Annotated in this window: 22 protein-coding genes; 9 read left to right on the plus strand and 13 right to left on the minus strand. The window is 40.4% G+C overall.

Annotation, left to right across the window (positions count from 1 at the left end; translation table 11 throughout):
* Positions 1 to 14: 14 nt before the first annotated feature.
* The 8 genes from AACW45_RS08120 to AACW45_RS08155 form a co-directional block, all read right to left on the minus strand.
* Positions 15 to 1,526, minus strand: coding sequence for an AAA family ATPase (locus AACW45_RS08120; RefSeq protein WP_190632536.1), 1,512 nt, complete (start codon positions 1,524 to 1,526; stop codon positions 15 to 17).
* A gap of 450 nt (positions 1,527 to 1,976) precedes the next feature.
* Positions 1,977 to 2,483, minus strand: coding sequence for a YceD family protein (locus AACW45_RS08125; protein WP_190539689.1), 507 nt, complete (start codon positions 2,481 to 2,483; stop codon positions 1,977 to 1,979).
* Positions 2,484 to 2,632: 149 nt separating this feature from the next.
* The gene (locus AACW45_RS08130; protein WP_190632537.1) at positions 2,633 to 3,148 is read right to left on the minus strand and encodes a Jag family protein; all 516 of its coding nucleotides are present in this window, start codon (positions 3,146 to 3,148) and stop codon (positions 2,633 to 2,635) included.
* Positions 3,149 to 3,150: 2 nt separating this feature from the next.
* A complete protein-coding gene (gene yidC / locus AACW45_RS08135) occupies positions 3,151 to 4,296 on the minus strand; it encodes a membrane protein insertase YidC (RefSeq protein ID WP_190632538.1) in 1,146 nt (381 codons plus the stop codon).
* A gap of 236 nt (positions 4,297 to 4,532) precedes the next feature.
* Complete coding sequence (locus tag AACW45_RS08140) at positions 4,533 to 4,922, minus strand: PH domain-containing protein (RefSeq protein WP_096643017.1); 390 nt, start codon at positions 4,920 to 4,922, stop codon at positions 4,533 to 4,535.
* Complete coding sequence (rnpA, locus tag AACW45_RS08145) at positions 4,909 to 5,331, minus strand: ribonuclease P protein component (RefSeq protein ID WP_190632539.1); 423 nt, start codon at positions 5,329 to 5,331, stop codon at positions 4,909 to 4,911. The genes AACW45_RS08140 and rnpA overlap by 14 nt, the downstream gene beginning before the upstream one ends.
* Before the next feature lie 24 nt (positions 5,332 to 5,355).
* Positions 5,356 to 5,490 carry a 50S ribosomal protein L34 gene (gene rpmH / locus AACW45_RS08150; protein WP_015139827.1) on the minus strand — a complete coding sequence of 45 codons (135 nt, stop codon included), beginning with the start codon at positions 5,488 to 5,490 and terminating at the stop codon, positions 5,356 to 5,358.
* A gap of 201 nt (positions 5,491 to 5,691) precedes the next feature.
* Entirely contained in the window at positions 5,692 to 6,204 is a 513-nt protein-coding gene (locus AACW45_RS08155; protein WP_190539697.1) for a DUF2808 domain-containing protein, read from the minus strand.
* A gap of 815 nt (positions 6,205 to 7,019) precedes the next feature.
* Between AACW45_RS08155 and AACW45_RS08160 the strand changes: the two genes are divergently transcribed.
* From AACW45_RS08160 to AACW45_RS08175, 4 genes are all read left to right on the plus strand, one after another.
* Complete coding sequence (locus AACW45_RS08160) at positions 7,020 to 8,183, plus strand: Re/Si-specific NAD(P)(+) transhydrogenase subunit alpha (protein WP_190632540.1); 1,164 nt, start codon at positions 7,020 to 7,022, stop codon at positions 8,181 to 8,183.
* Positions 8,184 to 8,284: 101 nt separating this feature from the next.
* Positions 8,285 to 8,578 carry an NAD(P) transhydrogenase subunit alpha gene (locus AACW45_RS08165; protein ID WP_096643021.1) on the plus strand — a complete coding sequence of 98 codons (294 nt, stop codon included), beginning with the start codon at positions 8,285 to 8,287 and terminating at the stop codon, positions 8,576 to 8,578.
* Entirely contained in the window at positions 8,575 to 9,978 is a 1,404-nt protein-coding gene (locus AACW45_RS08170) for an NAD(P)(+) transhydrogenase (Re/Si-specific) subunit beta (RefSeq protein ID WP_190632541.1), read from the plus strand. Before AACW45_RS08165 ends, AACW45_RS08170 begins: the two co-directional genes overlap by 4 nt.
* A gap of 235 nt (positions 9,979 to 10,213) precedes the next feature.
* Positions 10,214 to 12,049, plus strand: a complete 1,836-nt coding sequence (locus AACW45_RS08175) for a pentapeptide repeat-containing protein (RefSeq protein ID WP_190632542.1) — start codon at positions 10,214 to 10,216, stop codon at positions 12,047 to 12,049.
* 200 nt (positions 12,050 to 12,249) lie between these two features.
* Here the strand turns inward: AACW45_RS08175 and AACW45_RS08180 are convergent, their stop codons facing one another.
* From AACW45_RS08180 to petN, 4 genes are all read right to left on the minus strand, one after another.
* Entirely contained in the window at positions 12,250 to 12,516 is a 267-nt protein-coding gene (locus AACW45_RS08180; RefSeq protein ID WP_313933769.1) for a hypothetical protein, read from the minus strand.
* A gap of 119 nt (positions 12,517 to 12,635) precedes the next feature.
* Entirely contained in the window at positions 12,636 to 15,779 is a 3,144-nt protein-coding gene (locus AACW45_RS08185; protein WP_190632543.1) for a GAF domain-containing protein, read from the minus strand.
* 251 nt (positions 15,780 to 16,030) lie between these two features.
* Entirely contained in the window at positions 16,031 to 16,192 is a 162-nt protein-coding gene (locus tag AACW45_RS08190) for a hypothetical protein (protein WP_190539707.1), read from the minus strand.
* A 7-nt stretch (positions 16,193 to 16,199) separates the two neighbouring features.
* The gene (gene petN / locus AACW45_RS08195; protein ID WP_010998401.1) at positions 16,200 to 16,289 is read right to left on the minus strand and encodes a cytochrome b6-f complex subunit PetN; all 90 of its coding nucleotides are present in this window, start codon (positions 16,287 to 16,289) and stop codon (positions 16,200 to 16,202) included.
* A 211-nt stretch (positions 16,290 to 16,500) separates the two neighbouring features.
* Here petN and AACW45_RS08200 point away from each other — a divergent pair, with 211 nt between their 5' ends.
* The 5 genes from AACW45_RS08200 (at position 16,501) to AACW45_RS08220 (ending at position 20,051) form a co-directional block, all read left to right on the plus strand.
* Complete coding sequence (locus AACW45_RS08200; protein ID WP_190632640.1) at positions 16,501 to 16,950, plus strand: hypothetical protein; 450 nt, start codon at positions 16,501 to 16,503, stop codon at positions 16,948 to 16,950.
* Between the two features lie 109 nt (positions 16,951 to 17,059).
* Complete coding sequence (locus AACW45_RS08205) at positions 17,060 to 17,626, plus strand: 3'-5' exonuclease (RefSeq protein WP_190632544.1); 567 nt, start codon at positions 17,060 to 17,062, stop codon at positions 17,624 to 17,626.
* Positions 17,627 to 17,882: 256 nt separating this feature from the next.
* Positions 17,883 to 18,221 carry a carbon dioxide-concentrating mechanism protein CcmK gene (locus tag AACW45_RS08210; RefSeq protein WP_096643033.1) on the plus strand — a complete coding sequence of 113 codons (339 nt, stop codon included), beginning with the start codon at positions 17,883 to 17,885 and terminating at the stop codon, positions 18,219 to 18,221.
* A gap of 9 nt (positions 18,222 to 18,230) precedes the next feature.
* Positions 18,231 to 19,421, plus strand: coding sequence for a pyridoxal phosphate-dependent aminotransferase (locus tag AACW45_RS08215; protein ID WP_190632545.1), 1,191 nt, complete (start codon positions 18,231 to 18,233; stop codon positions 19,419 to 19,421).
* A gap of 192 nt (positions 19,422 to 19,613) precedes the next feature.
* Positions 19,614 to 20,051, plus strand: a complete 438-nt coding sequence (locus AACW45_RS08220; RefSeq protein ID WP_190632546.1) for a secondary thiamine-phosphate synthase enzyme YjbQ — start codon at positions 19,614 to 19,616, stop codon at positions 20,049 to 20,051.
* Between the two features lie 74 nt (positions 20,052 to 20,125).
* On the opposite strand, the gene AACW45_RS08225 is transcribed toward AACW45_RS08220, so the two are convergent.
* On the minus strand, positions 20,126 to 20,803 hold the full coding sequence (locus AACW45_RS08225; RefSeq protein WP_190632547.1) for an SDR family oxidoreductase: 678 nt from the start codon (positions 20,801 to 20,803) through the stop codon (positions 20,126 to 20,128).
* Between the last annotated feature and the right edge of the window lie 1,250 nt (positions 20,804 to 22,053).

Genomic DNA, 22,053 nt, shown 5'->3' on the forward strand with positions numbered 1-22,053 from the left:
TATGGTTAAAAACCTTAACGTAGCTTACCAAAGCTATCGCTTAAAGGAGCTTGTTTTGAGGCTAGTCTAGCGCGTCCAGCAGCAGCCCATTCTTGTAATTGCTGAATTTGTTCTACAGCAGTCCGTGCTAAGGGGATGATTTGACTAGCAGCTTCTAAAATGTCGTCGTTGGTAAAATCACGATTTTGACTAAATCCAATATGCATCGCTTCTATTAAAGTTTGTTCAATTTCCGCGCCAGAAAAATCTGGTGTCTCGTATGCTAGCCTATCAATGTCATAACTTTTCAAGTTATGGGGGCGCAGTCGGGATAAATGGACGTTGAAAATTGCTTTTCTCTCTTCTTGCGTCGGTAAACCCACAAAGAAAATTTCATCAAATCGCCCTTTACGCAGCATTTCTGGTGGTAAGGCTTGAATATCGTTAGCGGTAGCAACGACAAATACAGGTGAGGTTTTTTCGGCTAACCAGGTAATAAATGTCCCAAATACACGGCTAGTTGTCCCCGCATCGCCTTTACTCCCCAATCCCGAAAAGGCTTTATCAATTTCATCAATCCACAATACACAGGGCGCTAAAGCTTCCGCAACTTGGATCATTTGACGGGTACGCGATTCGGATTCGCCTACTAAACCGCCAAATAACCGCCCAACATCTAAGCGTAATAAAGGTAAATGCCAATGATGAGCGATCGCTTTTGCTGTTAACGATTTCCCTGTACCTTGAATACCCACCAACATTAAACCACGCGGGTGCGGTAATCCGTACTGTCGCGCCCGTTCGGTGAAGGAACCACCGCGACGCAGCAGCCAATCCTTGAGGTTATCCAATCCGCCAATATCGGAAATTTGCTCGGTTGCGGGGTAAAAGTCCAAAATTTGGGTTTGGCGGATAGTTTGGCGCTTTTCCTCTAAAACTAAATCCACATCTTCCGGTTGCAATTCCCCGTGAGTTGCGATCGCTTTTGCTAATACCCGGCGAATCCTTTCCATTGATAGCCCTTGACAAGAGCGCACCAAATCGTCGATGACTTTACTACTGAGAGAATTAGCCGTTGCTTGCAACAAGCGTTCTACCTCGGTTTTAATTTCTGCTGCTGCTGGTAAGGGAAATTCCACAACTGTCAGCACTTCGGTTAAATCGTCAGGAATGGCAATTCGCGGCGATAAAATTACAATATTTTTGGGTTGCGATTTTAACAGTTTTGCTAAATTGCGCAGCTTACGCGCGATCGCCACATCTTCTAAAAATCGGTGATAATCTCGCAATACAATTACCGCAGGCGCTGACGCAGATAATTTTTCGATGAATTCCAAAGCTTGCAACGGGTTACGCCGTCCAAAATTTGCATCATTGGGATTTCCTTGGTAACCATCAACAAAATCCCAAGTATATACCGGACGATTACCTTGATTTGTGGCTTCTTCCCGGATTGCTCCTTCTACTCGTTCCTCTTCGTATGTAGGAATATAAATCAAAGGATAACGGGCACGTAGTAGTAGTTTAAACTCATCACGAAAAGTCATTCACTTACTCCTATCAAATTGGGCATTGGGCATTGGGCATTGGGCATTGGGCATTTGTTATCGTTTAAATCTTTGACTGATAATGTCTTTAATTTTGAATTTTGAATTTTGAATTTATTTCCTCAATGCTTGCTTTGCTGATATTTGAGTTTTATCGTCATCCTAAATCATTCCCGAACAACAAGATCCCCGACTTCTTATGGAAATCGGGGATCTAAAGTTCTCTTTGTTGAGAAACAGGAATATTTTTGAAGAGGTTTAGTATATATGCCCACACCTTCTCCATTATTTATATGATATCCTGTCAACAATTCAAAAGTCAACAGTTAGGGGAACTCCAAAAAATAAATTATGCCAAATTGTAGGGGCGGGGTTACCCCGCCCCTACGAGTTGCGGGTTTGGTAAGTTAATGATTGGAATATTTTTTTATTTGGAAGTCCCTAGCATCACTAACCCGGAAGTTTCTTTTTCAAAGCTTCCAAGGAAGCCCAGCGCTTATCAACAGGCTTTTCGGAACTTTCAGCACTACTATTCACAATTCCTGGGCAATTGCGATCGCACAATTGGCGTTGCGGCAAAGCTAAACACATTTGCTCATACAGCCATTCACTAGCATAAAAATAGCCATCAGGTGGTAGAGTTTCTACCAAATCTTCTACCGCTACTTCTCGCTCTAATGGTAAGTCTTGTGATTGATTAGCTGTGGCATCTAACCAAATAACTTCTTTGGTATCAACCACCAAACGCTGATTGTATTGCTGTAGGCATCGGTTACAAGTACAAGTAATTATAGCTTCTGCCTGTCCAGCCACTTCTAAGTAATTACCCTGATGCTGTACGCGGATTGTACCGCGAACCGGGGTTAAAGTTTCCAAACCAGGCAGAAAATCCTTAACTTGAATTTCCTCTGTCCGCTCCGGGGCTTTGGTGAGCTGCGGAATAAAAATTGCGTCCATAGGATTTGTGAGACATCCTCACTCAACGAAACTTAGTTTAATTACCAGCAAAATTGCCGATCTTAGATCTATATTTTAGCTGTTAGTGTCAATGGTCATTTGTGAAGAAGACAATAGGTATTTGTCCCCCTTGTCCTTTGTCCCTTCCCTCAAGGAGCGATCGCGGGACGCACGACAAGATGACGATGGGGTTCTTTGCCTCGGCTAAAGGTTTCTAAATCGGTAAATTCTTTCAAGAATGTGTGAATTTGCCGTCTTTCTGCCGAACTGAGAGATTTTATTTCTACTTCTCTACCTGTAGCCCGCACTTCTTCTGATGCGGCTTCTGCCAAAGCGTGAATTTCCGCTTGTCTTTTGACGCGGTAGCCATTCAACTCAATGGTATAGGAAGCTTGGTCTTCTTGTGCTTGGTTAATATTCAGTACTGAATTCGCTAGGTACTGAATTGCATCCAAAACCGAGCCATCAGCCCCAATCAAAATATTGGTTTGTTCGGGACTGAGAGTGGTTTGATCAATGGTTAACCAATAATTATCTGGTTCTTCGGAGTCGCCGCTCTGAGGTTGAGCAGGTTCTAAATTTCCCTCAACCTCAGTAGATACCCCAGTAAGGAGCAGCAATGTTTTTAACCATTGCTGCCCTCGCTGCATGGGACTGTTGCTCATGATCAACTGGTAGCCTTTTTCTTAGAACTTTTTGGTTCAAACGGCAACGCTTTTTGTTCTGCCGTTGCTGCTTCCTTTTCTTGGGTTGCTACGATTTTTTGCAATTCTTCCGGTAAGGGTTCGCGGGAGAGAATAAAGGTTTGCAGAGTTTGGAAGATATTTCCAATTACCATATACATTAAAACCCCAGCTGGCAGAGGGAAGAACAAGAACATCCCCGAAAAGATCACAGGGGTGATTTTGTTCACAGTATCCTGCTGTGGATTGCCACCGCCAGAATTTTGCCCGGAAAGAATTTGGCTAACGTAGAGACTGATCCCAAAGAAAATCACCATCGCCACAATATCCCAGTGGATTTTGCCATCTGGATCGATCGCGCCGACTCTACCTAAAGCGTCAATAAACAGAAACCCTTTATCTGCTGCTAATCCGGGAATAGTACCTTGCAGTGTCACATCTCCCGGCTGTAAGGCTTCTATATTGCCTTCAGCGTCAATTTTGATTCTGTCTTCGCCCTTGGTAATTTTCCAATCAGGAATCAATTTATTTTCTGGGTGTTCTGCTAAAAGCACCTGAAATGGTTTGCCTTCAACAGTTTGGTATTGGATCTTAGTGTGTTCTCCTACCGCTAACTTATTACCGCCTGGCAGAATTGCTGTAACGGGAGTGTGTTCGCCATCAGCAATATAGATGTTCTGTGGTGGAGTTGCAAAAGCTTGGGGTTGAATTCGTTCGATTTGTTCGGCGGGCAGTATTTGCAAATTAACGTTGTAATTGACACCAGCAAAGGGTGAACCCCGCAAAGTGGCAAACAGCGCTAACAATACTGGCATTTGCAACAGCAGTGGTAAACAGCCTGCTAGAGGATTGCCAAATTCCTTTTGAACATTGACCATTTCCTCTTGCTGCTTTTGGGGATCGTCTTTATAACGCTCCTTAATTTCTGCCATCCGCTTTTGCATGAGCGGTTGAACAATCCGCATCCGCCGCATATTCCGAATGGAACCGGCACTCAGGGGATAGAGCGCGAAACGAATTATCAAAGTTAAAGCAACGATCGCCAATCCATAGCTAGGCACAATGCCATAGAAAAAGTCTATGATCGGCAGCATCACGTTGTTCGAGAGAAACCCGATACCAAAATCCATTATTCTGAATTCAACCTGAGGTACTGTAAACTGACTGAATCTAATTTATCTAAATCACGATCTGTCTGCGACTATCATTCACTACGGATAGCCGCCCATGATATGAAAAAATGAATGCTAAATATCAACCGGGCCAAAATTTCCCAAAGCTATGTGTATAGGTAGTTTTCACCACTTGCACGAGCTATTGCTGCTGAGTAAGGGAAGGTGTTGGACTCAGCATTAATGCTCATAGATTATTTGGCAGCAGTAGTATATTCAGAATTTTTGGCAGCAACTCTTTCGTTAATGTAGTCATAAACCGCCCGAAAATTAGGCACAGCCCGCATTTCTAGACGGCTACCATTTCTCAGGGTGATGACCATATCTCCCCACAAGCCTACGCCACGGGGAACTTTAACCACTTTGACAATTTCTGCATAAATTACGTCAGTGCGATCGCGTCCCATCCAACCCCCAGTCACAGTCACTCGGCGATCGGTGATGCGGAAGCGCAGCCACAATGCTCTGACAATGGCTCCAACTGCCAAAGGTATGCCCACAACCGTTAATCCCACGAGCAAATTTAGAATCAAATCACCAATATGAGGGCCACCTTCATAATAAATTTCTTCACGAATGCCCATTGAGTACCTCAACTTGTGCTAACAACTGCTCTAATTCTTGCAGAAATTGTTGGCTTACGCACTCTTGTTCTGCTGCTGTTGGTTTCACAACTACCACTAACCGCCATCCAGGTGACAATCTGGGCAACAACTTATACAAAGCTACTGTTATCTGACGTTTGATACGGTTGCGGACTACTGCACGCTTACTGACTTTGGTGCTAATGGAAATGCCAAATTTGGTGCTGTCTAAAGGTGCTGTTTGGATTAACTGTGAATTTTCACTGGCAGTATCCACAGAAGGTTGTTTGGCGATCGCCGGTTTCAAGGCCCTTAATGTGAACAAAGAACCATGACGCCGAATTCCTTCGCGGAAAACTGCCTGAAAATCTTTGCGAGATTTTAGCCGATATGCTTTGGGCAAAGCCACAGATGCTCTTTCGCCTAATACGCCCTAAACACTCAAACGATGACGACCCTTTTTTCTTCTAGCTCTAATCACGTTTCTGCCGTCTGGAGTCCGCATTCTGGCGCGAAAACCAGAAGTTCTCTTTCTTTTACGGTTAGTACCGCCCAGGGTTCTTTGCATAATATGCTCCTCTTAGGTGCTGATAAAAAGTCACAATCTCTAATTTTATCACTCTTATGGCTAAAGGGTAGATATTAGGGTTAAGAGTCAACAGTCAATGGTCAATAGTCCACAGTCTAGAATTTATTGACAACTAACAATTGTACAGACGCGATTAATCGCGTCTCTAACACAAGCGATTAATCGCGTCTCTAACACAAATTAAGAAATACTCAAAATCCACGTTCCCAGATAGCGCAATAGGGGAACGTCTCCAGGAGAGAGAACTTGGCAGGTGAAATAGAAGGTTCCACCAAAAGAGGGGTTTTTCACATCAGATAACACAACTTCGACTTTACTGCCTGAGGGTATTGGCTCTTGGGGGTAAATTTGAATTATTCGACCTTCTTTATCCCACTTCACCTCAGACAAGGGGACAGGTTTATTTTTGACCATCACCTCAATCTTTTTGGGATTGAAACTGCCTTTGTAATAGTTAGGGTAAGTAATGGCAATTTGCGCCACTGCTAATTTCATCTTTTGGGCAGGGATTCTTAATATATAGCGATCCCAACCATCAGCTTGTCCGCCAAAGTCTAAACGATAGGGTAGTTGATTTTCACCCTTAATACCGCTAAATAGTGTCAATCCTGGTAGGCTTTGTGCCCAGCTGACAGCTTGAAAACCCGTCAACAAGCAGCTAGCCACCGCTAAAGTAGAAAGTAAACGTTTCATAATTAAGCTCCTCACTATCAAGTAGTCAGCTGGGATTTTTGTACTAAATAACTAAAAATTTAGTATTCGTAACTAAACTTTACTACTGAATTTCTGTAAATAGACGTTCAATGCCATAAAAAGTGCCATTGGGCATTGGGCATTGGGCATTGGGCATGGGGCATGGGGCATTGGGCATTGGGCATGGGGTAAGAGTCAAGAGTCAAATAGAATTCTTAATTTTGAATTTTGAATTTTGAATTTTGAATTGTTTGTCCTCCCCTTACCTCACTCTCTAGCCTTAATCTCGCACATGGGGATCAAGGATTGTTGCTGAATATGTACAAATGTATCTGGATTGTAAGACTTTTGTTATAAAAATTGAGCAATTCAAACAGCGATCGCTGGTGAACTTGGGCTAGATTGATAAAAACAAGCACGAATCCAAGTACTAATCAGTAAAATTTACTTTGGGCATAATCAAGTTTTTTCTAATTGGATGCATATTGCAATATGTCATAGAGGAATACAAAATTTTTTCAATCCCTAAAATAAGCTGAAGACACAGATGCAAAGTCTGGAAATTAACATAGGATATGCAGTATGTAAGCCTATTTAAATTATCTCAGATTGTTAACATTTGTGATTAAAAAAATGAGACTTGGCCGTAGAACCAGCAAGATGATACAACCAAGGGTCAAGATTCAATCTAGAGAATCAATCAACGGCTGAAATGACCAGCCGATAAGGCATAAGAGCGGGGAATCATTCAGCGAATAATTGCAGAGTTTGCGCATAGTTTGCAGAGATGTAAGTATTTATCTCCAGGAGATTTCATGAGAATAGCAGTAGCTAAAGAAATTGAAGTTGGTGAGCGTCGTGTATCATTAATTCCTGACATTGTTGCCAAATTGGTCAAACAAGGTTTAGAAGTTTGGGTAGAAACAGGTGCGGGAGAAAGAGCATTTTTTAGCGATTCTGCCTATGAAGCAGTAGGAGCAAAAATTATCTCCGATCCCGCTACTTTATGGGGCGAAGCTGATATTTTATTGAAAGTTAGTCCACCACAAGAACGGGAAGATGGACGCTCAGAAATTGATTTTCTGAAAGCAGGTTCTGTCTTAATTAGCTTCCTCAATCCTTTAGGAAATCCGGCGATTGTAGAAAAATTGGCAAGTCGCCAAGTAACAGCCTTGAGTATGGAATTGATCCCCCGGACTACCAGGGCGCAAAGCATGGATGCATTATCCTCGCAAGCATCCCTAGCGGGTTACAAATCTGTATTAATTGCGGCTGCTGCATTGCCAAAATATTTCCCCATGCTCACCACAGCCGCAGGTACAATCGCCCCAGCGAAAGTATTTGTCATGGGCGCAGGTGTAGCCGGATTGCAAGCGATCGCCACCGCCAGACGCCTGGGAGCCATTGTAGAAGCCTTTGATATCCGTCCCGCCGTTAAAGAAGAAGTCCAAAGCTTAGGCGCGAAATTTGTCGAAGTTCAACTAGAAGAAGAAACCGTAGCAGCTGGTGGCTACGCCAAAGAAATCTCCGAAGCTAGCAAACAACGCACCCAAGAAGTTGTTAGCGAACATATTAAACATGCCGATGTGGTAATTACCACCGCCCAAGTACCAGGGAAAAAAGCCCCCCTACTAGTCACCGAAGACATGGTGAAACAAATGAAACCAGGTTCAGTGATTGTAGACTTAGCCGCCGAACAAGGTGGTAATTGTGCTTGCACCGATCCCGGTAAAGACATCGTATACAACGGTATCACCATCATCGGGCCGATCAATCTGCCATCATCAATGCCAGTTCACGCCAGCCAACTCTACGCCAAGAACCTGACATCATTGATGCAATTGTTGATTAATAAAGAAAAAGCTTTAAATGTGGACTTTGCCGATGACATCGTTGAAGCAGCTTGTGTCACCCATGCCGGTGAAATTCGCAATCAACGAGTCAGCGAAGCATTAGCAGCGTTGAAGGTTAGAGGCTAGGGACAAGGGGGACAAGGGGGACAATTGTAGAGACGCGATTAATCGCGTCTTTGCCCAATGCCCAATGCCCCATGCCCATTTAAACAAGGAGTTTTTATTTCATGACAGAGGCATTACTTGCTGCTTTGTTTGTGTTTGTGCTGGCATCTTTTATTGGGTTTGAAGTCATCAATAAAGTGCCACCAACATTACACACTCCCTTGATGTCGGGATCGAACGCGATTTCAGGAATTGCTGTATTAGGCGCGATCGTGGCTTCTGGTGCTAGAGAAACCAGCGTATCAGTGATTCTCGGTTTAATTGCCGTAGTACTAGCGACGGTTAACGTTGTGGGCGGCTTTCTCGTAACAGACAGAATGTTGCAAATGTTTAAGAAAAAGGAGATTAAGGCGTGAGCGATTTTATACCAACTGGGATTCAGTTAACGTACTTAGTCGCTGCATCCTTATTTATTCTCGGATTGAAAAAGCTAGGTTCACCTGCAACAGCTAGAAACGGTAATGTTGTCGCGGCTGTGGGGATGTTGTTGGCGATTGTCGCCACAATGTTGGATCAACACGTATTGAACTACGAGATGATTTTGTTAGGTTTAGCGATTGGATCGGGGATTGGTGCGATCGCGGCTTACAAAGTCCAAATGACAGAAATGCCCCAAATGGTGGGTTTACTCAATGGTTTGGGTGGTGCAGCTTCCGCATTAGTCGCTGTGGCTGAATTTTGGCGATTATTAGATTCAGGCTCACCCATACCTTTAGATGTCAACATTTCCATGCTGTTGGATGTGTTAATCGGTGGTGTTACCTTCACAGGTAGTTTTCTCGCCTTTGCCAAGTTGCAAGGTTTAATTAGCGGTTCCCCGATTACATTTCCTTTCCAGCAACCATTTAACCTTTTATTGCTAGGTGCTTATATAGTTGGTAGTGCCTACTTAATCATTACACCCGATAGCCTACCCATATTCTTAGCAGTAGTAGCTGTTTCTCTCGTACTAGGTGTAATGTTCGTCATCCCCATTGGTGGCGGCGATATGCCGGTGGTAATTTCGCTGTTGAACTCTTTATCTGGTGTAGCAGCATCCGCCGCCGGTTTCGTGGTGATGAACAATATGTTAATCATCGCTGGTGCATTGGTGGGAGCCTCTGGGATCATCCTCACCGAAATTATGTGTAAAGCCATGAACCGCTCTCTCTTCAGCGTGTTGTTCAGTGCTTTTGGTACAGGCGGTGCGGCTGGTGGTGCGGCTGGTGGTGATGTCATCGATCAAACCGTGCGCAGTATCGATCCCGAAGAAGGCGCGATGATGTTGGGTTATGCCCGTTCTGTGGTAATTGTGCCTGGTTATGGTATGGCGGTAGCACAAGCACAACATAGCGTGCGGGAGTTGGCAGATCAACTAGAACGGATGGGTGTTGATGTTAAGTATGCCATTCACCCTGTAGCGGGAAGAATGCCAGGACACATGAATGTGTTGCTGGCTGAGGCGAATGTGGCTTACACCCAGTTATATGACATGGAAGATATTAATCCCCAATTTGAACAAGCAGATGTGGCTTTAGTAATTGGGGCTAATGATGTAGTCAATCCAGCAGCCCGTACTGATGTGAATAGCCCAATTTTTGGAATGCCAATTTTAGAAGTAGATCGGGCGAAGCATACAATTGTGATTAAGCGCGGGATGAGTACGGGTTTTGCCGGTGTAGATAATGAGTTGTTCTACAAGGATAAAACTACGATGCTTTTTGGTAGCGCGAAGGATATGGTGTCGAAGTTGGTTTCGGAAGTGAAGCAGCTTTAACGAACCGCGTTCGGGAAGCGTCTCGCAGAGAAGACGCGAAGGGCGCGAAGGAAAGAAAGAATTAGAGAGTTGGCTTGCCTTGGGAGTTTAATGCTTCTAAGGCAAGTTTTCTGTTTTTTCTAGTCTCACACAAAGCTGGAAAGAATACGGTAAAAACTGTAAGTGTTGCCTGTTAATCAATGTTTGAAATTGGGCAATTTATAAATATAGGCACAATGCAGTTATCGATAGATTTATGAATAACCACAACTCTGAATTGACTTTAGAATCTTTAGCATCGCGGATTACACATTTAGAATTAGAACAGGATCTACGACGAAAAAATATTGCTTGGCTAAAACACTATTTTGATGAATTTAAACAACTATTTAACAACAGAAGTGAATTACAAGAGATTGAAATTATACAACACAATATTGCAGAAATAAATGCACAATTAGCAGAATTACAATCGTCTTTTAATCATCCATCGAATACTAGTGAAGATTTGGATCATAGTGAAGCATTAACTAAAAATGCAAATCTTGATGATGGTGAATTAGTAAAGAAATTTTTTGATCGGGTTGAACAGGAACAAAGTAAAAACGTGTTAATAGATGTAGCTGCTGTTACTCAAAATAATGATGTAGTTGAAAGTGCTAAAAGTGAGCAAGAAGAAAAAGTAGATATATCTGAAGAAGATACGCACAGTAGCAATGTATTCAAGGATATAGAATTTCAGATTGAGAGAATAATGTGGTTAGTTAACAGAATTTATGCAGCAGAAGAACCAAATCAAGAAATACCTATTGATGCTAAAGAATTTTGGCGGCGTTATAAGGCGGGAGAACGTAACTTTAGCGGAATTAATTTAGCTGGAGTAGATTTGAGTGGTACACAACTAGCAGACGCGGTTAACCTAAGCCAAGCTAATTTGGCAAATGCGAATCTAAGCAATGTCATCTGGAGCAACCTAAATTTGAGTGGCGCAAATTTCAGAGGAGCAGATATCAGTAAATCTAATTTTTATAGGACAAATTTAAGTCAAGCCAATTTAAGTTTTGCCAATCTAACTGCTGCTAATTTTAGTTATGCAAACTTAACTCATGCCAATTTAAGAGAAGCAGATATCAGTGAAGCCGACTTATCTAACGCTAAATTAACTGAAGCTAATCTAGAGTATGCATATCTTCATAAAACAAACCTAAGTTTGGTCAAGTTAGATAAAGCAAAATTGAAAAAAGCTAATTTTCGTAAGGCTAATTTAACAGGGGCATCTTTACGCGAGGCTAACTTGAGTGAAGCTAATCTCAGGGAAGCTATTTTAGATGATAAAGTCAACCTCAGTTTAGCAAATCTCAGTGGAGCAAATTTAAGCGGGTTAAATTTGAGAGGAGTAAAATTGATGAGGGCAAATCTAAAGAATGTCAGTTTCAGGAATACAAACCTGTTAGAAACAAATTTTGAGGGAGCAAATCTTCAGGGAATAGATTTCCAATATAGCTATTACAACACATTGACTATCTTTCCCATAGATTTTAACCCAGATGAAGTAGGAAGTTATTTGATTGCTCCTGGAGCATCGCTACAAAATGCTAATTTTGCTGGTGCTGATTTGAATAATGTAAATTTAGCTGGATCTGATTTGCAAGGAGCCAACTTAAGTAAAGCAAACCTAAAAGATGCGAATTTGACTTTAGCAAACCTCAAATTCTCGAATATGCATCAGGCAAATTTAGAACAAACTAACTTAAATGCGGCTCAATTGAGTCAGGCAAATTTAACTCAAGCAGAATTAATTAAAACAAATTTAATTGGTGCTGACCTAAGTTTTATAAATTTAGTAGGGGCATTTTTTAATTATCCAGAACTTCAGGGTGCAAACTTGAGTAAAGCTAATCTTTGTGGTGTTGATCTAGCCCAAGAAAACTTAAGTGGAGTAAATCTAACTTCAGCTGATTTGCGTGGAGCCGACTTGAGTAATGCAAATCTACAAGAAGCTAACCTTACAGATGCAAATCTCTCTGGTGCAAATTTAGAAGATGCAAATCTTGCTGGTGCTATTATGCCAGATGGTACAACCCAAGATTAAACTTTGATGCATTTGACTAAAATGCGATCGCTCTCTTCTTCCTTTGCGCCTCTGCGCCTTTGCGTGAGACAAAAAAAGCGATCGCATCTCACGCGCCAAAATGCGTAGGCAAAGCCCGCCGCAGGCATCGCTAATTTCTGTCCCTACGGTTGGAGCTAAATTAACTAACCAGACTTCACCTCTATACATAAGAATCTGAGTTACTTTAAGTCCTCATCTGGATATTCATAAAAATCTTCTCCATCCAAATCAGAAAAGATATTTAATTCACCATCAGGTGCATAATCTGTAATAGCTGTCATTGCGGCTAGTTTTAATTGACGTTTTTGCTCATCTTTAGTAAGTGAATTTTGCTCTTGAAGCACCAATTTCAAAGCTGCTTCAGCTATTTTTAGGCGATCGCTTACATTTAGATTTGCAAGTGCTTGGAGAATTTGCTGAGTTTCCATGTTAATTACTAGAGCCACCTATATTACTCATAGTAATGAAATTATAAAGTTAATAGTATTTGCCCAGCTATAGCCCCTCCTCCTCTTCCTCCGCGCCTCTGCGTGAGATAAAAAAGCGATCGCACAGCTAAAATTGCTTAACTTACCTCGCGTTTTATCGGTATTTCTACCCGAAATTCAGCACCCTTACCAGGTTCGGATATACATTGAATTTGACCGCCATGTTTATCAACAACAATTTGATAACTAATATATAATCCTAAACCAGTACCTTTACCAGGTTCTTTTGTGGTGAAGAAGGGATCAAAAATCCGCGATCGCACATCATCAGGAATACCACAACCATTGTCAACAATCCGAATCGCAATAGAGTTTTCATCTATTACTTCTGTCTGAATATGAATTTTTGGCTTATGCAATTTTTTGTCTTTGCTGATTGAATGTTCTAGCGCATCAATGGCGTTACTAATCACATTCATAAAAACTTGATTTAACTGAGCCGCATAGCATTCTACTAAAGGTAAGTTGCCATATTCTTTAAATACCTCAATTGCTGTAAAATTATCCTGTGGCTTTAAACGATGTTCGAGAATTAATAAAGTACTATCAATACCCTCATGAATATTGACTGGTTTCATGTCGGCTTCATCTAAGCGAGAAAAAGTACGTAATGAAAGTACTAATTCGCTGATTCGTTCTGCTCCAACAGTCATGGAATTGATAATTTTGGGCAAATCTTTCGCCAGAAAATCTAAATCTAGATTTGCTATATGCTTTTGAACTTCTGCTTTCGGGTTAGGATAGTTTTTTTGATAAATATGTAGCAGTTTTAGTAAATCTTCTGCGTACTCAGATACATAGGTAATATTCCCATAGATAAAATTTATGGGGTTATTGATTTCATGAGCTACACCAGCCACTAACTGTCCTAAACCTGCCATTTTTTCACTTTGAATTAATTGGCTTTGAGTTTGTTGTAATTCTTGTAGTGTCTGCTTGAGTTCTTCTTTTTGGATCTGAGTCTTTTCTAGTAACTCTGCTTGCTGAATTCCTACACCCAATTGATTGCCAATATGTACCAATAAATCGATTTCGTCTTGTTGCCAATTCCGGGGCTTAGTATTTTGATAAGCTGCTAATAATCCCCAGATTTTATCTCCTTGAAAAATCGGTACAATCATATATGCTCTAGCCACAATGGGTTTGAGCAAATTAATTTGACTAGGATAATCTACAGTATTGTAAATATCCTTAATTATGACAATCTGACCAATATCATAATTTTCTCCTTGAGTTTGTTGTAAGTAATCCTGAATAATAAAAGGTACAACTTCTTGATTTGATGTACTATTATGAGCTAATGATTCAGCCACAAATTGCACAGTTTTGTTAGGAAGTAAACGGTAAATTGTCGCCCGATCCACTTCTAAAAGCTGTCTAACTTCCTTTGTACTGATAGCAAAAATATTCTTTAAATCAAGGGATTGGCGAATTTTTTCTACCGTTGCAGCTAATGTTTTTTCCCTTTCAGTAGCTTTGCGTTCGCGTTCTGCGGCTTCCCGTTCGCGTTCTGCAGCTTGTGCAAGTTGCTGTGCTTGTAATTGTACTTGCTTTAAGGTTTCTGCTTGTTGTATGGCTACGCCTAATTGCACGCCGACTTGCGCCAGTAAATTGATTTCTTCATCTTGCCAATAACGTGCGTGGGAGTTTTGATAAGCTACTAACAATCCCCAGAGTTTCTCGCCTTGAGATATGGGGACAAAAACTTCATGACGGGGATGTTTGTTTGCTGGTGTTTTGGGTAAGAGATTATGTGCGATCGCTAATTGCGGTCTCATGTCGGCTATGGCATTATCAGCAATAGAATCAGCAACAAAATCACCACTCCAATCAGGGTAGAAGCGATAAATTGATACTCTCTCTACTTCTAAAAGTCCACGCACTTCTTGAGTAGTCGCCTGAAAAATTGTATCTATATCTAAAGACTGGCGAATTTTCTCGACGGTATTCGCTAAAGCTCTTTGTCTTTCAGCCGCTTTGGTGAGTGCTGCTGCTTGAGTTTGTAATTGTTGTAAAAATTCTGCTTGCTGTAATGCTACACCTAGTTGAGTACTAACTTGGGTAAGCAAATATACCTCATCTTCTTGCCAATCACGCGGATTGTCGTTTTGGTAAACAGCTAGCAAACCCCAAAGCCTTTGTCCGTGGTAAATAGCAATAATTACATAAGCTTTTGCTTGATAGCTTTCTAGAACTTTGAGGTAGCATTCACTAAAACCAGCATTGTATATATCATTACAGACGCGGTAGACTTCACCCCTAGCAAAACGACCGCCTTCTGTGTCTTGTAAGTAAGTATCTACTACTGGCGTTTCCGCTAAATCTTTAACACTACATTCACTGACATTTTCACCTAATTCTGGGCGTTGAAGTTGTTCATCTATTAAGGAAGTCCAACCTGCTGCTACCGATTCAAAGACAAATTCACCGCTCCAATCTGGATAAAATCGGTAGATAGCAACGCGATCGGTATTTAAAAGTTTTCTGAGTTCTTCAGTACTAGCGCGAAAAATGCTTTCTAAATCAAGAAACTGACGAATTTTTTCTACAGTTATAGCTATGGTTTTTTGCCATTCTGCTACTTTGGCTCTAGCTTTTGCTTTTGCTAGTTGTGCAGATTGTATTTTTGCTTGTTCGAGATAATCTGCTTGTTGCAACGCCACACTTAAATGTTCAGCAATCAGTTGCACAAATTCAACTTCTGAGGCTTGCCATTGTCTAGCTTCGCTACAATGATGAATACAAAGCAATCCCCATAAATTTTTACCTTTCATCAAGGGAGCCGCAATATTAGCTCTGACTTGAAATCTTTCGAGAATTTTGATATGGCAATCACTAATACTAGCTTGATGGATATCAGCTATAACATTAATACTACCTTGCTCATAAAGTTCTACAAATTCCTCTGCAAAGCAATGGTCGTAAAGTTTAGCTGTTAGTACAGAATTCCATTCATTTCCCACATCTTCATAGATAAATTCTCCTTCCCACCCCAACTCAGGGTAAAAACGAAACACCCCTACTCTGTCATTATTTAAAAGTTGGCGTACTTCCGTAACTGTAGTCTTGAATATAGTATCTATATCTAATGACTCGCGAATTCGGGCGATCACTTTAGATAAGGCTTTATACTTATCACCTTGATGAAAAGAATGATCGGGTTGATATTCTTTTAGCTCTGAATTCGGTTGTGTTGATGTCAGGGTAAAGGAGTTTTCCATGCCGAATAGAACTTTAAATATTGAAAGTCTTCTATTTCAGAATTCCCTGAATCACTATCAAGGTAACAACTATGTAAATATATCTCTCTGAAGTAACAGATATTCACATAAATCCAGAATTTTTTACAATGAAAGTAATAAATATCACAAAAAATATTAATAATTTTTACTTAGTAATATACAAAACAATATAGGGACAACGATCGCTCGTGTCCCTATATAAGAATTATTGGTGAAAGAAAAGCGGGAAATCACCGTCGCTTAGGAGTGATGGGTTTGGTATCGCGTTTTTCATTTTCTTGACGACGGCGATCGCGCCAATCAGCCAAGGTTAAATAACCAACACCCCCAGTCACTAAGACTAGCAGCAGTATGCCCAACAATGCCAAAATATTTAGGACTGGATTTTCCACGTTACCTCTATAATCCGTTACGTCCCCAAACTACCATTGCAATAGACCAAGTAAACACGACTAAGAGCGATACCCAACCCAGTGTCAAAATTGCCATAATCCCACTTTTAAAATAATTACAAAACGTTTCTAATATTTATCATACTGGGAAAGGGGGCATTGGGCATTGGGCATTGGGCATTGGGCATTGGGCAAAAGTTATTTATCTCTCCCCTGCTCCCTGCTCCCTGCTCCCTGCCTCCTTCCCTTGTCCTTATTTCCCTCTTTGGCGTTGCAATATTGTGAAGAGAATTTTCGAGCCTCAGTTAATGTTAGAACGGATAGAATCGCTAAAAGTGGGAATTATTGGTGCTTTTTCCCTGTTTATCGCGTTTATTATCGCCAGTCTTTTCAATACTCTGGTTATATCCAAGTATTTCCCGGTGCTTGCAAGTTTAGCAATTGAGCCGTTAGAGTTGGATTTTGCCCTGAGTGGCGCGATCGCATCTTTCTCTGGTTTTTTATTTGGCGCTACCTATCGCTATATTATCCGCAAAGACAGCAATCCTCATCTCAAATCTGGTGGTGTGTTGGCTTTTGGCTTGGTGCGGGGGTTAGCACAAATAGAAGCTAGCTGGAATTCTCTGGCTACAGTCTTACCTTCTGTGGTTTTAGCTGGTGAAAGTGTCTTGTGGTTTGCGATCGCGGCTAGAGTCATAGATACCGCGATGCAAATTGGTTGGCTCAAACCTTTCCCCTCAATCCCCACAGACTATTGACGGCTAAAACAATTATGTAATATATGTATTACATAGAGAAATATTATTAATCTAACTGCGTTATAACTAGTAACGCAGTTAACTAACTTACTTATATTTACTTATCAATATGACAGCTAAAAATTCCCAATATTATCTCATCATAGATTTAGAAGCCACATGTTGTGATGCTGGCTCAGTTCCCAGACATGAAATGGAAATCATCGAAATTGGTGCAGTTATCCTCAATCGCACCACATGGGAAATTGATTCCGAATTTCAACAATTTATCCAACCTGTAAGACATCCACAACTAACTAGCTTTTGTACAACATTAACTAGCATTCAACAGCAAGATATTGCCCAAGCACCCAAATTTACCGAAGCAATAGAGAAATTACAAGCATGGCTGAAATTATTTCCTAATTATATTTTCTGCTCTTGGGGCAACTATGATAAAAATCAATTCTTGCAAGATTGTAAATATCATAAAATTCCTTACCCCTTTAGTTCAGAGCATATAAATATTAAAGAGAAATTTTCCGAATATCTGGGTGTATCTAAAAGATTTGGCATGGCACAGGCACTAGAACATCTAGGATTAGAATTGCAAGGTACACACCATCGCGGTATTGATGATGCTCGCAATATCGCAGCTATTTATAAATATATGAACCTCAATCAAACTAATAAATAATACCCTTGAGTAGAGCATAAAAAACTGTTTTAATAGCAATTTTATGTCAGCCTACATATTAAAGCCCTCACCCTCCAAGGGTGGGGCTAAACCAACAAAGCCTGCCTTCGCAGGCTAATTATATACATCTTCATTAAGAATTGGTATTACCAAATGACTATTGACTATTGACTATTGACACCCATCGCCAATATTTACATTGCAACGCCCCACTGACTTATAGTAATTTTAAATTTTAAATTCGGAGCGAGGCGACGTGACACTGGCACTGGGAATGATTGAGGTTTATGGTATCCCCGCAGCAGTGGAAGCTGGGGATGCTATGTGTAAAGCTGCTCGCATCACTCTGGTAGGGTATGAAAATACTGATTTGGGAAGAATTACCGTGCTGATTCGGGGGGAAGTGGGTGAGGTAAATGTAGCTGTAGTTTCCGGGTTAGCAGCAGTAGGGCGAGTTAATGGGGGTGAAATTCTTTCTCATCATATTATTCCCCGTCCCCATGAAAATTTAGAATATGTGTTACCGATTCATCGCAGTGCCAATGTTGAGCAATTTAGTGCCGATATCCGCTTTCCTCCTCCCCTATCAGCGTAAAAACTTCATATGAAATCCCTAATCTCTCGTATGCAGGCGGTACAATCGCCGATTATTCCAGTGGTTGGGGAATTAATTAAAAACTCTCCCGGAACAATTTCTTTAGGACAAGGTGTTGTTTCATACAGTCCACCGCAATCATCTGTAGACTTTTTAGCCAAATTTTTATCAGAGCCAACCAATAATTTATACAAAGCTGTTGAGGGAATTCCGCCATTAATAGCGGCATTAACTGCCAAGTTACAAGCTTTTAATAACATTGAAATTAACGCCGAAAATTGCATAGTTGTGACTGCGGGTAGCAATATGGCGTTTATGAACGCTATTTTGGCAATTACTAGCCCAGGCGATGAGATTATTTTGAATAAGCCGTACTATTTCAATCATGAAATGGCGATCGCAATGGCGGGTTGTCGGGCTGTATTAGTAGATACAGATGAAAACTATCAACTGCGTCCGGAAGCGATCGCGCAAGCAATTACACCCAAAACCAAAGCAGTGGTGACAATTTCACCGAATAACCCTACAGGTGTGGTGTATCCAGAAGCAACATTACGGGCAGTTAATCAATTATGTCGCGTTCACCGAAGGTGTGCCGAAGGCACTCGCGGTATTTATCATATTAGTGATGAAGCCTATGAATACTTTACCTATAACGGCGTAAAACACCTATCGCCTGGGGCTTTTGCTGGTAGTAGCGATTACACCATTTCTCTTTACAGCCTGTCTAAAGCCTACGGTTTTGCTAGTTGGCGTATTGGTTATATGGTAATTCCTCAACACCTGCTCGATCTGATTAAGAAAGTCCAAGATACAATTTTGATTTGTCCGCCTGTAATTTCTCAGTATGCCGCATTAGGGGCATTACAAGCCCCAGAGGAATATTTTACAGAACATATTGGAGCAATCGCCCAAGTGCGAGAATTAGTAATTGAATATCTCAATCGCTTACAAGGCTTATGTACTATTACCCCTGCTGATGGCGCTTTTTATTTTTTCCTCAAAGTTCATACCCAAATCGATGCTTTTGAATTAGTAAAACGACTCATCCAAGAACATCAAATCGCCGTAATTCCTGGTACAACATTTGGGATGGAAGATGGCTGTTATTTGCGAGTTGCTTACGGTGCGCTGCAACAAGAAACAGTCAAAATAGGTATGGAAAGATTAGTACAAGGCTTACAAACAATATTGAAGTAAGCTATTCTGCTTTTAAGTTGCACAATCCATCATGAGGGCTATTGACAGTCAACAGTCAACAGTCAACAGTCAACAGTCAACAGTCAACAGTCAACAGTCAACAGTCAACAGTCAACAGTCAACAGTCAACAGTCAACAGCCCTGATTAGTAGTTATCCAATTTAGACTTGTATTACCTTAGTAATTGAAGATATGACAATTATTAATCAACTCATAGAAATTCAAACAGAACAGGGAATTAATATCCATAACATCACCCCCCAAATTCAGGATATAATTAACTCCACATCAATTCAAAATGGACAAGCCTTAGTATTTTCACGACATACCACAACAGCTTTAGCTATCAATGAAAATGAAGAACGTTTGTTAGAAGATATCAAAGTCTTCTTGCGGAAATTAGCGCCAGAGTCAGATAAATATTTACATAATGACTTGCATTTAAGGATTGTTCCCGAAGACGAACCGATGAATGCACATTCTCATTTAATGGCAATGATGCTCAGTAGCAGCGAAGTTATTCCCATTGTTGATGGCAAATTAGCTTTAGGAACTTGGCAATCAATATTATTTTTTGAATTAGACGGGCCCCGTCAGCGTACAGTATTTGTACAAATCTCTGGGGAGTAGTCCAGATTAATTCCAGAAAATCTCTCCCCTCAGTCAACCGTCAACCGTCAACCGTCAACCGTCAACCGTCAACATTAATCTAAAACAAATTCCGCAAAATCCGCTTGTGCAAACAACTGATTTTTATCAACTGCTGATAACACCTTATTATTAGCACGCTCAGAATTGAGAGTGCGGACAACTAACTGCGCCACATCTGCACGATGAATACTACCAACAATACCTATATCTTCAGTTAAAACCGCACTACCCGTTGCAGGTTCCGACTTTAGCCCCCCTGGACGGATAATCGTATAGGTGAGTCCACTATTAATTAAATGTTGTTCAGCCTTGTCTTTTTCAATCAAAACATTTTGCAACACCGCTAAAACTTGTGGCGACAAAGCACCAACACTATTACCCGTACCAATCGAAGTCACGAGAATAAACTTTTGTACCCCAGCTTTAACTGCTGCATCAATCAAGTTTTTATTACCTGGGTAATCAGCCCTGGTTGCCTCATCAGGCACACCACCTATAGTACTAATTACCGTATCAATTGGTTCATCTGTCAGCATTGCACGTTCTACATCGCTGACATTCAGCGCATCGCCAAACACCACCTGAACACCTAATGCTTCCAAATCAGCAGCCGCATCTGGCTTTCTCAGCAATGCTTTAATTTTGATGTGTTGTGCTGTGAGGTAGTTGGCAATTTCTCGCCCCACACCACGACTGGCTCCAGCCAGAAAAATGTAAGATGCCTTTGTCATAGCTGCTGTTACTTATCTCTTGAGACAGAAATGTTGACATTTCAAAGATGCTATCAAAGGATGGGCGTTATTTTGCAAACATTACCAGCATAGCCAAAAAATATCTGCATTGTGAGCTTTGTACTAATGATTTACCTACGAGTTCAATTTACTACTTAAGTAAATCCCACAAATAAATGATTCTGCTTTAAGTTTTTCATAGATGTACTCGCTTGCCAAAGTATTGAATTTTGAATGTTAAGTGCGAATTTGCCGCTATATCCACAATCCTGTATGCTGACTACAGCCATATAGGAAAGCTAACTCAAGACTTACCTAAGTACGTAATTTCAGACAAAAAACACACTTAATGTGCCACTCTGTCAAGCAACGATGACATTTATGTATTAACAATGAAAATAAAATGTATATTTTATTACTAAATTATTTTTGTTTTAATTATACAAAAAATGTCTAACTATAATAAAAAATTATGTTTTTCAGTTAATCTACAGAAAAATACGTATATATAAGCACAATTTAATATAATGTTCTTAGATAGAAAGCAAGCTATACCTAGCTTTACAACCTAGACAGACATTTCAAGCTATCTTTTATATCAACATGTATTTTTTTTTACGCTGTATTTGAATGTAAAAAAAAAATAAATAATTGCCGATATTTACGGATACTTTTGTAGCTTAAAAATTAAAAAATAATTACACAGATTAATTCTTGGACATCTAAATTATCAATCATACATACTGCTAATAGCAGCATACATAATATTTATGAAGTTGTGTAGAAGTAGTATTAAATTGATTAATGTTTCCAGAAATTTTACGGATAAGAATTCTTTGATGACTTGTTAGTCATTAATTTGTTCTGTGTTGCGGAATGATTATGGTAATCAAGGTGCATTTGAATACCTAATGTAATTAAGGTGAGGAAAGACAGATTCTCATTACAGTTCAGTAATTCTTTATTTATCGCCTCATGAACAGCCAGCTTCATAAATTTGGCGGCACATAAATTATATATCCAAGCACAACATCGTTGTGTTTATAATCATCTGTTGCATGATTTTTAAAGATTGGTATGCATATTTTTTGAAAGAGTATTGCATATAGAAATGAATAAATGCATCTCAGAAATATCTGAAATGTATTTATGAGGCAGTCATATATGTATTGCTGTTCATCATTGCAATATCTACTCTTTTATTTCCTAATAAGTATTCAAAAAATCCAAGAAACATTAATTATTTTTGA

Origin of the sequence: Calothrix sp. FACHB-168 (assembly GCF_963889195.1) — a bacterium.
Lineage (GTDB): Bacteria > Cyanobacteriota > Cyanobacteriia > Cyanobacteriales > Nostocaceae > Aulosira > Aulosira anomala_A.